General features: G+C 72.9%; 13 protein-coding genes. 10 read left to right on the plus strand and 3 right to left on the minus strand.

Features of this window, described 5'->3' with window-relative positions; genetic code table 11:
• The coding region (locus tag VMN58_11345) for an AzlD domain-containing protein (GenBank protein ID HUF33788.1) at nt 1–224 on the plus strand (224 nt) is incomplete at its 5' end.
• Between the two features lie 2 nt (nt 225–226).
• On the opposite strand, the gene VMN58_11350 is transcribed toward VMN58_11345, so the two are convergent.
• Nucleotides 227–1,378 (minus strand): Mrp/NBP35 family ATP-binding protein, encoded by a 1,152-nt coding sequence (locus VMN58_11350; protein HUF33789.1) that lies wholly within the window; start codon nt 1,376–1,378, stop codon nt 227–229.
• 61 nt (nt 1,379–1,439) lie between these two features.
• On the opposite strand from VMN58_11350, the gene VMN58_11355 reads away from it, so the two are divergent.
• Together VMN58_11355 and VMN58_11360 are read left to right on the plus strand one after the other, a co-directional pair.
• The gene (locus VMN58_11355; protein HUF33790.1) at nt 1,440–2,183 is read left to right on the plus strand and encodes a helix-turn-helix domain-containing protein; all 744 of its coding nucleotides are present in this window, start codon (nt 1,440–1,442) and stop codon (nt 2,181–2,183) included.
• A 2-nt stretch (nt 2,184–2,185) separates the two neighbouring features.
• Nucleotides 2,186–3,322, plus strand: coding sequence for an aminotransferase class V-fold PLP-dependent enzyme (locus VMN58_11360; protein ID HUF33791.1), 1,137 nt, complete (start codon nt 2,186–2,188; stop codon nt 3,320–3,322).
• A 101-nt stretch (nt 3,323–3,423) separates the two neighbouring features.
• On the opposite strand, the gene VMN58_11365 is transcribed toward VMN58_11360, so the two are convergent.
• Both VMN58_11365 and VMN58_11370 read right to left on the minus strand, forming a co-directional pair.
• The gene (locus VMN58_11365) at nt 3,424–4,113 is read right to left on the minus strand and encodes a YceH family protein (protein HUF33792.1); all 690 of its coding nucleotides are present in this window, start codon (nt 4,111–4,113) and stop codon (nt 3,424–3,426) included.
• Complete coding sequence (locus VMN58_11370; protein ID HUF33793.1) at nt 4,110–5,819, minus strand: hypothetical protein; 1,710 nt, start codon at nt 5,817–5,819, stop codon at nt 4,110–4,112. The genes VMN58_11365 and VMN58_11370 overlap by 4 nt, the downstream gene beginning before the upstream one ends.
• A gap of 134 nt (nt 5,820–5,953) precedes the next feature.
• On the opposite strand from VMN58_11370, the gene VMN58_11375 reads away from it, so the two are divergent.
• The 7 genes from VMN58_11375 to VMN58_11405 all read left to right on the plus strand — a co-directional run bounded on the left by VMN58_11375 (nt 5,954) and on the right by VMN58_11405 (nt 12,921).
• On the plus strand, nt 5,954–7,354 hold the full coding sequence (locus VMN58_11375) for an amidase (protein ID HUF33794.1): 1,401 nt from the start codon (nt 5,954–5,956) through the stop codon (nt 7,352–7,354).
• Nucleotides 7,355–7,431: 77 nt separating this feature from the next.
• The gene (locus tag VMN58_11380) at nt 7,432–7,854 is read left to right on the plus strand and encodes a PPOX class F420-dependent oxidoreductase (GenBank protein ID HUF33795.1); all 423 of its coding nucleotides are present in this window, start codon (nt 7,432–7,434) and stop codon (nt 7,852–7,854) included.
• A 94-nt stretch (nt 7,855–7,948) separates the two neighbouring features.
• The gene (locus tag VMN58_11385; protein HUF33796.1) at nt 7,949–8,752 is read left to right on the plus strand and encodes an ABC-2 family transporter protein; all 804 of its coding nucleotides are present in this window, start codon (nt 7,949–7,951) and stop codon (nt 8,750–8,752) included.
• Nucleotide 8,753: 1 nt separating this feature from the next.
• On the plus strand, nt 8,754–9,566 hold the full coding sequence (locus VMN58_11390; GenBank protein HUF33797.1) for an ABC-2 family transporter protein: 813 nt from the start codon (nt 8,754–8,756) through the stop codon (nt 9,564–9,566).
• A 2-nt stretch (nt 9,567–9,568) separates the two neighbouring features.
• Nucleotides 9,569–10,522 (plus strand): ATP-binding cassette domain-containing protein, encoded by a 954-nt coding sequence (locus VMN58_11395; GenBank protein ID HUF33798.1) that lies wholly within the window; start codon nt 9,569–9,571, stop codon nt 10,520–10,522.
• A gap of 44 nt (nt 10,523–10,566) precedes the next feature.
• Entirely contained in the window at nt 10,567–11,244 is a 678-nt protein-coding gene (locus VMN58_11400) for an alpha-ketoglutarate-dependent dioxygenase AlkB (protein ID HUF33799.1), read from the plus strand.
• 42 nt (nt 11,245–11,286) lie between these two features.
• Entirely contained in the window at nt 11,287–12,921 is a 1,635-nt protein-coding gene (locus VMN58_11405; protein ID HUF33800.1) for a YdiU family protein, read from the plus strand.
• The last annotated feature ends 58 nt before the right edge of the window (nt 12,922–12,979 follow it).

The raw sequence follows: 12,979 nt of genomic DNA on the forward strand, positions 1-12,979 counted from the left end.
CCACGGTGCCGCCGGGCGTCCACCGGGTGCTGCGCCAGATCCCGCCGGCGGCGCTGGCCGCCCTCGTGCTGCCCGCTCTGCTCCGCCCGGAGGGCACCCTCGACCTCGTCCAGCCCCGACTCCTCGCCGGAGCCGTCGCCGCCGCGGTGGCCTGGCGGTTCCGAAGCGTCGCCCTCACGCTGGTGGTGGGCATGGCGGTGCTGCTGTCCGTCGAGGCCCTCTGAACCTAGATCACCTTCAGCTCTGGGTGCCGCCGCTTGGTCGGGGCGAGGTCCTCGTCGATCTGCTTGGCGATGGCGGCGAAGGCCATGGCGACCTCACCGTCGGGGTCGGCCACGGTGATGGGCCGGCCGACGTCGCCGCCCTCGCGCAGCTCGCGCACGAGGGGCACCTGGCCGAGGAGCGGCACACCGAGGCGGTCGGCCAGCACCTGACCACCGCCGGCCCCGAAGAGCTCGTAGCGGGTGCCGTCGTCACCGGTGAACCAGCTCATGTTCTCGATGACACCCTGCACCGGGATCTTGAGCTGGTCGCTCTGGAACATGAGCCCGGCTCGCTGCGCCACCCGCTGGGCGGCCGACTGCGGCGTGGTGACGATGTAGGCCTCCGACCGCGGGAGGAACTGGGCGATGGAGAGGGAGATGTCGCCGGTGCCGGGCGGCATGTCGACGACGAGGAAGTCGGGGGCACCCCAGTAGAAGTCGGTGAGGAACTGCTCGAGGGCCTTGTGGAGCATGGGGCCGCGCCACACCACCGGCTGGTCGTCGCGCACGAAGAACCCGATCGAGGCGACCGTGATGCCGTTGGCCGTGGGCGGGATGATCATGGTGTTGTCGACCAGGGTGGGCGGCCGGTCGACACCGAGCATCGGCGGGATCGAGAACCCCCACACGTCGGCGTCGACGACCGCCACCCGCTTGCCGCGCTGGGACAGCGCGACGGCGAGGTTGACGGTGACCGACGACTTGCCCACGCCGCCCTTGCCCGAGGCGACGAGCAGGACGCGGGTCCGGTTGCCGGGGTCCTGGAAGGGCACCGCCCGGCCCTGGGCGTGGCCGTGGGCGGGCCCGCTTCCGGCGGTGGCGGCGGGGTCGCCGTGGAGGCGCAGGCGGAGATCGGCGCGCTCGTCGTCGCTCATGGCCACCAGGTCGACGGCCACGTCGCGCACCCCCTCGACCGCTCCCACGGCCTCGCCGGTGCGGGCGATCAGCTCGTCGGGCTGGGCGTAGTCGTCGACGATGACGGCGAGGGTCACCGCCACCCTCGACCCGTCGACCGACACCCGCCTGACCATGCCGAGATCGGCGACGCTCTGGTGCAGCTCGGGGTCGGTGACACCCCCGACGGCATCGAGGATCTGGGCTTCGGTGACGGCCATGCGAGCGTCGCTCTCCTTGGTTGCGGGGATTTCACCTACGCGCATAGGTAGAATACCGGCCGTGCCGAGTGACCCCCTCGCCGTGGAGCCCGCCCCCAGGGTGCCCTTCTCCGCCGACGACTTCACCTCGGCCGTCACCGCCATCACCTCGGCGTTCGGCGACCCCACCCGCCGCCAGATCTACCTCTTCGCCCACGAGCGGACCGAGGGCGTGACCGCCTCCGAGGTGGCCGAGCACTTCGACCTCCACGCCAACGTCGCCCGTCACCACCTCGACAAGCTCGCCGGCGGCGGCTACCTCGAGGTTCGGGTGGGGCGCGGCAGCGGCGGCGCCGGCCGGCCGTCCAAGCGCTTCGCCGTCGCCGAGACCGACGTGGCCCTCGACTTCCCCGTCAAGCGCGACGACCTGGTCCTGTCGCTCCTGAGCCGGGCACTCGAGCTGCTCCCCCAGGAGGTCGCCGAGGCAATGGCCGAGGACGTCGGCGTCAGCTACGGCAAGGCCCTGGCCGCGTCGCTCCAGCCCGGTGGCGCCCAGCGCTCGTTCCGCGCCGCCCTCCACGCCGTGGCCGACGCCCTCACCGCCCACGGCTTCGCCGCCCACACCGAGGAAGGGGGCGACGGCGTGCAGATCGTCTCCGACCACTGTCCCTTCGGCGGGGCGGCGGTGGTCTCGCCGGTGGTGTGCGCGGTCGACCGCGGGATGGTCAAGGGCATGCTCGGGGCCCTCTACGGCGAGACCGACCCCGAGACGTCCATGTCGAGGGCCCTCGGCGACGACACCTGCATCACCGCGGTCCACGGCTGAGCGTGGCCGGCCGGGCCTACCTCGACCACGCCTCGACGTCGCCCACCCGGCCGCGGGCGGTCGAGGCGATGCTCCCCTGGTTCGCGGCCGCCGCCGACCCGGGACGGATCCACAGCGAGGGCCACGCGGCGCGGGTGGCGGTCGAGGTCGCCCGCGAGCAGGTCGCCGCGCTCCTCGGCGCCCGGTCGCGCGAGGTGATCTTCACCAGCGGCGCCACCGAGTCGATCGTGACCGCCACCTGGATGGCCACCGAGCGGGGCGACCACGTGGTGGTGCCGGCGGTGGAGCACTCCGCCGTCCGTGAGGCCTCGGCCCGCCACCGCGTGACCGAAGTGGGCGTCGACCGCCTCGGTCGGGTCGACCCCGACGCGGTCCTCGCCGCGATCGAGGCCGGCACCGCCCTCGTGCACCTGCAATGGGGCAACCATGAGGTCGGCACCCTCCAGCCGGTGGCCGAGGTCGTCGCTGCTTGCCGACAGCGGGGCGTGCTCATCCACGTCGACGCCGCGTCGGCCGCCGGCCACGTCCCGATCGACTTCGTCGGCCTCGACGCCGACCTGCTCTCCGTGTCGGCCCACAAGCTCGGCGGCCCGCCCGGGGTGGGCGCCCTCCTCGTGCGCCGAGGCCTGCGGCTGCGGCCCCTCCTCGTCGGCGGCGACCAGGAACGTGCCCGCCGCGCCGGCTACGAGAACGTCCCCGGTGTGGCCGGCTTCGGCGCGGCGGCGGCGGTTCTCGCCGAGGGGGCGCTCGACCACGAAGCCGCGGACGCCCGCCGCCGCATCGCCCGGGTGACCGACGCAGCAGCCTCGGGCGCGCTCGGACCGGGCGTCGACGTCCTCGGTGACCCCGACCCGGGCGGCCGGCTCCCCCACCTGGTCTGCCTGGCGGTGGCGGGGGTCGAGGCGGAGCCCGTCCTGTTGGGGCTCGACCAGGCGGGTGTCGCCGTGCACTCCGGGTCCTCATGCTCCTCAGAGTCGCTGGAACCCTCACCGGTGCTCGAGGCCATGGGCGTCGACGCCTCGCGCTCGCTGCGCGCCTCGGTGGGGTGGTCCACCACCGACGACGAGGTCGAGGCCTTCTGCGCAGCGCTGCCGGGCGTGGTCGACCGGCTGCTGGCGCTGGGCCGCCCCGCCGGCTGACCCCGCCCCAGCGCTCACCCGACGCCTTCTGGCACCAGAAGCGCGCTGATAAGCAGCGCGATCCTGGTGCCAGAACCGTCCGGTGCACCTCCTGACCAAGGTCAGAGCCCGGGCAGGTCCTCGCCGATGGCCTCGTAGAGCTGCGCCAGCTGTCGGCGGAGGGTGGCGACCTCCCGCTCGAGGCGCTCGATGCGATCGGGGTCGACCGACGAGCGGGACGACCCGCTGGCTGCGGGCGCAGCCGATGCCGCCTCCACCACGACCGCATCGGGACCGCTGAGGAGGTGGGCCCAGCGAGCCTCCTTCTGCCCGGGCTGGCGAGGGAGGTGCACGGCGAGGGGCTGGTCGCGGCCGGCGAGGCGCTCGAGCACCTCCTCCACCTCGGCGAGGCTGGCGAAGGCGTGCAGCCGCTCGGCACGGGTCCGCAGCTCGCCGGGCGCCTGCGGGCCGCGCAGCGCCAGCACGGCCAAGAGGGCGAGCTCGTCGGGGGCCAGGTCGAGCGCCTCGTCGAGCACGTGACGGTAGCGGGTGGTGCGGGCACCGGCACCGGGGTGCACGAAGCGGAGCACCTTACGGGCCTTGAGCGAGTCGAGCGCGTCCATCACGGTGCGCTCGTCGTACGCCACCACCGGGAAGCGGCTCGTGCTCTGGTTGCACGCCGACCGAAGGGCGTTGAGGGTGAGGGGATAGCTCTCGGGCACCGTCGCCTGCTTCTCGACCAGGCTCATGACGACCCGGAGCTCGGCGTCGCCGAGTGGCAGGATCGGCGGCGGCGGTGCCTCGTCGGTCACGACCCCGATTGACGACAGGTGCTGCGCCGCTCCAGGCGGCGTAGGCCGAGGGCCGCGCCGGCGGCGGCCAGCCCTGCGAGGACGGGCAGCACCGCGCCCGTGGCCGGGATCTGCGACCGCGGCGGTGCCCCGTCGCTGGGGGCCGCCGTGGGGGTGGCCGCGTCGGCGGCCAGGGCCTCCGGCGGGTCCCAGACGCCGTTGGTGAGGCGGACCGCGTAGAACCCGCTGTTGCCGTCGGAGTACCAGATCTCCCTTCGCTCCGGCGCGAAGGAGGGGCTGGCCATGGCGTAGGCGCCCTCGCTGACGGGCGCGGCGCTCGCGTTGATGGGCCCGTTGAAGTAGGCGATCTCGCGCGGCTGGGCCGGGTCGCGGATGTCGAACACGCGCAGCCCCGACAGGATGAAGGTGCAGGCGACGATCCCAGGATCGACCCGGGACGGCACGTCGCAGTAGTGGCCGGTGTAGTTCTGGAGCGAGCCGGTGCCTGGGTCGTCGGCCTGCTCGCCGCGGTGGGCCTCGGCCTGGTTGACCTCGAGGCGGATGTCGGAGACGATCACCGGCGCCGTCTCGTCGGCGATGTCGATGATGCGCGCCGCGCCGACGCGCTCCTCGCTGCCCCGGAACTCGTCCATCTCGACCAGGTACGGGTGGCCGTCGATGGTCACCGGGACGTTGATCTGAGGGGTGCTCACCAGCGCCCAGGTGCTCCTGGAGAGGACCTCGACCGTGGGGTTCGGCTCCCTCGACTGGATCTCGCTCACGTCGAGGACCAGGAGGCCCTTCGGGCTGTTGGACGACTCGTTGCCGTTGGCCGCCATGTACAGGCGGTTGCCGTCGTCGCTGAGGTTGATCCCGTGGGAGTTGAAGTCGTAGATGCCGAGGGGCAGCGGGACCGTGGGGTCGCTGACGTCGATGGCCGTGACCGTCCGGCCGGACAGCGACGAGATGTAGAGCGTGTTGCCGTCGGGAGCGAAGCCGCTCTCGTGGCCGAGGACACCCACCGCAGCACTGGCCTTCAGCGTCGGCTGGCGGCAGTCCTCGGTGAGGTCGTAGATGTCGACGATGCCCGGGTAGTAGATCGGGTTGGCGGTCACGGCGGCCAGGAGGCCCCGCTCCTGGTTGAGGACCAGCGACTCGTGCGGCGACTGCATGGCCGGGCTCACGAGCGTCGTCGTCTTCACCGGTTCGGACGGGTCGGACATGTCGAGCACGGCGACGCCGGTCAGGTCGCCGCCCGACAGGTTGATCACGTTGGCAGGGAAGAGGAGCGTCGTGTCGTAGTAGGCGCACTCGTTGCCCGAGGTGTCGACGTAGCGCTCCACCTTGTAGCCGCCGGTCTGGCCCACGTGTGAGACGAGCTCGGCGTTGCACCAGTAGCCCTCCGCCGCCCGACCGCTCTCGACCTCGCTGCGCGGGACCCGTCCCTGGGCGCCCGTCTCGGGGTGGGAGCCGGGACCGCACTCGGCACGAGGCGTGGGCTGGGCGTCGAGGCCGGCCGTGCCGTCGATCGTCTGAACGGGCACTTCGAGGCCGGTGATGCGACCGCTCGGGTTGACCTCGGCCTCGGTCACGGTGCTCGCCGCGCGGGCGGCGGCGTCGCCGTGGGCGCCCACCGGCGGGGCCACCGCGAGGGCGGCGGCCGCGGTGACCACCATCGTGACCACGAGCAGCGCCCGCGGGGTCCGCTGTCCGTTTCGTGGTCCCATGGTCTTCCCTGCGCTCGTCCCGACTCCGCTGCCAACCTACCGACTCCCTCGGGTGCGACCTCCATCGCCGCCGGCTTGCCCGGCGCACCGGGGCGCCGGTGCACCGGCGCGCCGACCGTCGCTACCGTGCCGCCATGACCGTGACCGACGCACCCTGGCCGGGCGATACCTGCTCGCTCGTCGACGCCTTCCGCAGTGGCGAGCGCAGCCCTGCCGAGGAGCTCGAGGCCACCCTCGCCGCCATCGACGCCTCCGAGCTGAACGCCTGGTCGTTCCGGGACGACGAGGTGGCACGCCGGACGGCCGCCGAGGCCGACGTGTCGCTGCCCTTCGGCGGTGTGCCCATGGGCATCAAGGAGCTCGACCATGTCGCCGGGTGGCCCTTCACCAACGCCTCGGTCCCCCTCGCTGACCAGGTCTCGGCCTACGACGCCACCAAGGTCAGCCGCCTCCGGGATGCCGGCGCCGTGCTCGTCGGCATGACGACGGCCAGCGAGTTCGGGGGCGTGAACCTCACCCGCACCGTGCTCAACGGCATCACCCGCAACCCCTGGCAGCCCGATCGCACACCCGGAGGCTCCTCGGGTGGCACCGCCTCGGCGGTGGCCGGCGGCCACGTCACCATCGGCACCGCCGGCGACGGTGGTGGCTCGATTCGGATCCCTGCCGGCTTCACCGGCATGGTCGGGCTCAAGGTCACCTACGGCCGCATCCCGAAGGGTCCCCACTCCGAGATCGGCTCACTCACCGCCGTGCCCGGCTGCATCAGCCGCTCGGTGCGCGACAGCGCCCGCTGGCTCGACGTCTCCAACGGCCACGACCGGCGCGACCCACTCAGCCTGCCGCGCGTCGAGGGATGGGAGGCCGGTCTCGGCTCGCACCTCGGCGACCTCCGCGGCGCGCGCGTGGCCGTGCTGCCCACCTTTGCCGACGCCACCGTGGCGCCCGACGTGGTGGGGATCGTCGACGAGCTCGGGGGCTGGCTCACCGACCACCTGGGCCTGACGCGCGTCGACGTCGACGTGCGCATCCCCTCCATGGGCACGGCCTGGGCCCTGGCCGGCCTGCTGGCCGAGTTCGCCGCCCTCGGAGACCGCTGGCCCGACTGCGAGGACCAGCTCACCCCCCAGATCCGCCACGGCCTGCGCTTCGCCCACGACCGCTACGGCATCGACGCCCGCATCCTGCTGGAGCAGCGCCGCACCGAGCTGTTCGAGGCCATGGCCGGCCTCTTCGACGACGTCGACCTGGTGGTCACCCCCACCAACCCCGACGTGGCCTTCGCCGCCGAGGGGCCGCTGCCCGACACCTTCGGCGGCATCAAGTCCGAACCCGGCAACAACGGGCGCCTCACCATCCCGGGCAACATCTACGGCAACCCCGGCATCTCCATCCCCGCCGGCACCGTCGGCGGCCTGCCGGTGGGCGTGCAGGTGATGGCGCCACACCACCAGGAAGCAGTCCTGCTCGACGTGGCCCTGGCCGTGGAGCGCGAGCGACCATGGCCCCTCGTCGCCCCCGGCTCGCCGTCGTAGCGGCCGCACCAGCTGGAGACAGGCGCCGGCGCCGCCCGGCGGGGAATCAGCGGCGGGCGCCCTCGGTTGCACCGGCCATGCCCGACGATGTGCTCCGCCAACTGATCGCCGATCACCACCGGGGCGTGCTGGTGACGCTCAAGCGCGATGGGCGACCGCAGCTGTCCAACATCATGTACGCCCTCGGCGATGACGGGATCGTGCGGATCTCGGTGACCGACGGCCGGGCCAAGACGGCGAACCTGCGGCGCGACCTGAGGGCGAGCCTGCACGTCACCAGCGACGACTTCTGGTCCTACGCCGTGGTGGAGGGCGACGCCGACCTGTCGGCGGTCGCCGCCGACCCGGGGGACGACACGGTCGAGGAGCTGGTGGCGCTGTACCGGTCGCTTCAGGGCGAGCACGACGACTGGGACGACTACCGCGCCGCCATGGTGCGCGACCGGCGCCTGGTGGTGCGCCTGCCGGTCGGGCACCTCTACGGGATGGCCCGCGGCTGACCCATGGCCCAGGACCCACGGGGTCGCGCCTAACCTGCCCCACCCCCCGGTCAGCCCGGCCGGGGCCGGTCGGCGCGCGCCAGGGGGCTCGGCAGTGCGGTTGTTCTGGGAGCTCACGCGGCGGTCGTTCCAGCGATGGTCGACCTATCGCGCCGCCATGCTCGGCGGCCTCGTGCCCAACGTGGCGTTCGGCTACATGCGGGCCTACATCCTCCTGGCGGTCGTCGCCCAGGCCGGGCCCATCGGCGGCTTCGACGAGGCCGGCGTTGTCACCTACAGCTTCTACAGCCAGGCGCTGATCGTCCCCATCGCCATCTTCGGCGGGGGCGGGCCCGACATGGGCCTGGCCGAGCGCATCAAGACCGGCGACGTCGCCATCGACCTCTACCGCCCCGTCGACTTCCAGCTCTACTGGCTCAGCCAGGACCTGGGCCGGGCCGCGTTCGGCTTCCTGTCGCGCGGCGTGGCCAGCTTCGCCGCCGGCTTCCTCGCCTTCTCACTGGTGGTGCCCTCAAGCCTCGGCGGGATCGCGGCGTCCGCCCTCGTGCTGGTGCTGGCGGTGGTCGTGAGCTTCACGTGGCGATTCATCATCTCCCTCACCACGTTCTGGCTGCTCGACGACCGGGGGATGCAGACCCTCGCCGGCGTCACCGCCATGTTCTTCTCGGGCTTCCTGATCCCCACCACGTTCTTCCCCGGGTGGCTCCAGGGCGTGGCCGCCGCGCTGCCGCTACGGGCGATGGTGCAGCTGCCGGTGGAGGTGTTCCTCGGCCTCCACGACGCCCGGGGGGTGGCGGGCGTGGTGGCCGTGCAAGTGACCTGGATCGTGGTGCTCGGCCTCGCCGGGCGGGCGCTGGCGAACCTGGCCCTGCGCAAGGTGGTGGTCCAGGGTGGCTGACGTGGTCGAGGCGACCGCGCGCAACGCGCGGCTGTGGCGGCGGCTCATCGGCGCCCGCATCCGCAGCGACCTCCAGTACCGGACGTCGCTGGTCATGCTGGCCACCGGCACCTTCCTGGTGACCACCATGGACTTCGCCATGATCGCCGTGATCTTCGGCAGGGTGCCGTCGTTGGCGGGCTGGTCCCTGGCCGAGGTGGCGTTCCTCTACGGCACCGCAGGGATCGCCTTCGGCATCGCCGACCTCTTCGTCGGCTCGGTCGACAAGGCCAGCGAGCGCATCCGCACCGGGAGCTTCGACATCATCTTGCTGCGGCCGGTGGGGACCCTCCTCCAGCTGGTCACCGATGAGTTCGCCCTTCGGCGCGCCAGCCGGCCCCTCCAACCGCTCGTGGTGCTCGTGATCGCCATGATGGCCCTCGACGTGGCATGGACCCCGTTGCGCCTGGCCATGATCGCCCTGATGATCGTGGGCGGCACCGTGATCTTCAGCGGCATCTGGGTCATCAGCGCGGCGGCCACGTTCTGGACCGTCGAGGGACGGGAGGCCGCCAACGCGGTGACCTATGGCGGTGGCTTCCTCACGCAGTACCCGCTGCCGGTCTACGGGGAGGTGGTGCGCTCGCTGGCGTTCGTGGTGCCGCTCGCCTTCGTCAACTACGTCCCCGCCCTCGCCGTGCTCGGCAAGGACGACACGCTCGGGATCCCCGGCCCCCTCCGCTACGCCGCACCCCTCGTCGCCGTCGCCCTGACCGTCGTGGCCACCGTCACCTGGCGCGTCGCCGTCCGCCACTACCGCAGCACCGGGAGCTGACCGTGGGCCTCATCACCCTCGACGAGGTCGAGAAGACGTTCGTGCTGCGCCGCCGGGCCGGTCGCCTGCGGCGCGAGCGGGTGACGGTCCACGCAGTCGACGGGATCACCCTCGACGTCGTCCGGGGCGAGATGGTCGGCTACATCGGCCCCAACGGCGCCGGCAAGTCGACCACGGTCAAGCTCCTGACCGGCATCCTCGTGCCGTCGGCGGGCACCGTCCGCGTCGCGGGCCTCGACCCGTCGCGCCGGCGCATCGAGCTCACCCGGCGCATCGGGGTGGTGTTCGGCCAGCGCACCCAGCTGTGGTGGGACCTGCCGCTGCGCGACTCCTTCGCCCTCCTGCGTCACATCTACGACGTGCCCGCCTCTCGCCACGCCGAGAACCTGGCGGCCTTCACCAAGCTGCTCGACATGGGTCCGTTCCTCGACACGCCCGTGCGCCAGCTCTCCCTCGGCCAGCGCATGCGCGGCGACCTCACCGCCGCCCTCCTGCACGACCCCGAGATCCTCTACCTCGACGAGCCCACCATCGGCCTCGACGTGGTCTCGAAGTCCCGTGTGCGCGACTTCCTGGCCGAGGTCAACGCGGAGCGAGGCGTCACCGTGCTGCTCACCACCCACGACCTGGCCGACGTGCAGCGGCTGTGCCGACGACTGGTGGTCATCGACCACGGTCGGGTCGCCTACGACGGCGAGGTGACCGAGCTGCTGCGAGCCCACGGTGCCCACCGCACCCTCGTGGTCGACCTCGAGACGTCGATGCCGCCGCTGCAGCTCGCCGACGCCGAGGTGGTCCGGGTCGAGGGCCCCCGCCAGTGGCTGCGCTTCGACCGCACCCGCACCACCGCCGCCGAGCTGGCCTCTGCGGTCGGCGCCCACGCCCGCCTCGTCGACCTCGCCGTCGAGGAACCCGACATCGAAGACGTCGTCCGTCGCCTCTACGGCGGGCGGTGACACAAGGCGCGCGTAGCGCCACGACCCCGCGGCATGCTGGTCGGATGGACGGTCCGATCGTCGACCCCACGGGCGTCGTCCGCGTCGATGCCGACGCCACCATCGAGCGCCTGGCGCTCGACGAGGGGTCGTGGGTCGACACCAGCCGCGGCTGGCTGCGCGGCGCCGACCACCTCTTCGACGTGCTCCTCGCCGAGGTGCCGTGGCGAACGAGCCGGCTCTTCCGATACGACCACATGGTCGAAGAGCGACGCCTCGGTTCGTCCTGGAAGCGCGGGCGGCCCCTCCCCCACCCTGCCCTGGCGGAGGTGACGCGGCTCCTCCAGCGTCGATACCGCGCCACCTTCGACGGCTTCGGGATCATCCAGTACCGCGACCACCGCGACGGCCAGGCCTTCCACCGCGACACCGACATGCGCTGGCTCGACGACACCGTCATCGCCGTGCTCAGCCTGGGGGCTCGCCGCCCGTGGCTCCTGCGGCCCCGAACCGCCCGCCACGACCACTCCGAGGGCCGGGGCGCCGTCCACGATCTGGCGCCGGGGCCCGGCGACCTGCTGGTGATGGGCGGTCGCTGCCAGGCCGACTGGGAGCACAGCGTCCCGTACCTGCGCGAACCGGTGGGCACTCGCATCTCCCTCCAGTGGCGGTTCACGACCCGGCGGGGCCGGCCCTTCGTGGGTGCCTCGTACCGAGCACCGCGCCACTACGGCCGGGGGTAGCAGGCGTTCGGATCCGGCCGGGGCCCGGGTACCGTCGGCGCCATGGCCCCCGGGACGACACCGACGAGCACCGGCGAGCTGGTCACCGACCTCGACCGGCTGCCGTTCGACAACCGCTTCACGTCGCTGCTCCCGGCCGACCCCGACACCTCCGGAAGCCGGCGCCAGGTCCACGGTGCCGCCTACAGCCGGGTCCAGCCCACGTCGGTCGCCGCGCCCCGCACCCTGGCCTGGTCACCCGAGGTCGCCGACCTCCTCGGCCTCGACCCCGAGCTGTGCCGGTCGCAGGACTTCGCCGAGGTCTTCGCCGGCAGCCGCATCCCAGCGGGCGCCGACCCCTTCGCCATGGTCTACGGCGGCCACCAGTTCGGCAGCTGGGCGGGCCAGCTCGGCGACGGGCGAGCCATCGCCCTCGGTGAGGTGGTCGACCGCGAGGGAGGCCACCAGATGCTGCAGCTGAAGGGTGCGGGGCCGACCCCGTACTCCCGCACCGCCGACGGGCGAGCCGTGCTGCGGTCGTCGATCCGCGAGTTCCTCTGCAGCGAGGCCATGCACCACCTCGGCATCGCCACGACCCGGGCGCTCTCCCTGGTGACCACCGGGGACCAGGTCGTCCGCGACGTCCTCTACGACGGCAACCCGGCGGCCGAGCCGGGCGCCGTGGTGTGTCGGGTGGCGCCATCGTTCACCCGGTTCGGCACCTTCCAGCTGCCCGCCTCGCGGGGCGACCTCGAGCTCCTCCGCCAGCTCGTCGAGGTCACGCTGCGGACCGACTTCGCCCACCTGGTCGACGACGCCGTGCCGCTCGCCGGGCAGGTAGCGGCCATGTTCGCCGAGGTCTGCGACCGGTCGGCCGAGCTGGTCGTCGACTGGATGCGGGTGGGGTTCGTCCACGGCGTGCTCAACACCGACAACATGTCGATCACCGGCCTCACCATCGACTACGGCCCCTACGGGTGGCTCGAGAGCTTCGACCCAGGGTGGACGCCCAACACCACCGATGCGGGCATGCGTCGCTACCGCTACGGCGCCCAGCCGCAGGTGGTGCAGTGGAACCTCTTGCAGCTGGCCAACGCCCTGGTCGCCCTCACCGACGACCCGGGCCCCTTCGAGGCCGCCCTGCACGACTACGGCGACACCTATCACCGGCGCTTCCGGGAGATGACGGCGGCGCGCCTCGGCTGGGGGGCGCCGCGCGACGGCGACGACGCCCTGACCGAGGCGCTCTTCGGCGTGCTCGTGCGCACCGAGGTCGACCAGGTGCGGTTCTTCCGCGACCTCGCCCGGGTGCCCGTCGACCCCGACGCCGGCGACGACGACCTCCTCGCGCCCCTCGACGGTTCCTGGTACCAGCCCGACGAGGTGGTGGGCGACGTGCGCGAGGCCATCGTCGGGTGGCTGCGGTCGTGGGGCGAGCGGGCGGCCGCTGGCGGTCTCGACGACGACAAACGCCGCCACCGCATGGACGCCCTCAACCCCCGCTTCGTGCTGCGCAACTACCTGGCCCAGGAGGCCATCGACCTGGCCGAGCAGGGCGATGCCTCGCTCGTCACCGAGCTGCTCGACGTGCTGCGCCGGCCCTACGACGAGCAGCCCGGACGGGAGCGCTTCGCCGACCGTCGGCCGGAGTGGGCCCGCGACCGCGTGGGCTGCTCCATGCTCTCCTGCAGCAGCTGACCGGTCGCACTGCCCGGCCAGACCACCCGGTGACGGGTTCCGGGCACTCGCGGCCTAC

The organism is Acidimicrobiales bacterium (assembly GCA_035512495.1).
Classification (GTDB): domain Bacteria; phylum Actinomycetota; class Acidimicrobiia; order Acidimicrobiales; family CADCSY01; genus DATKDW01.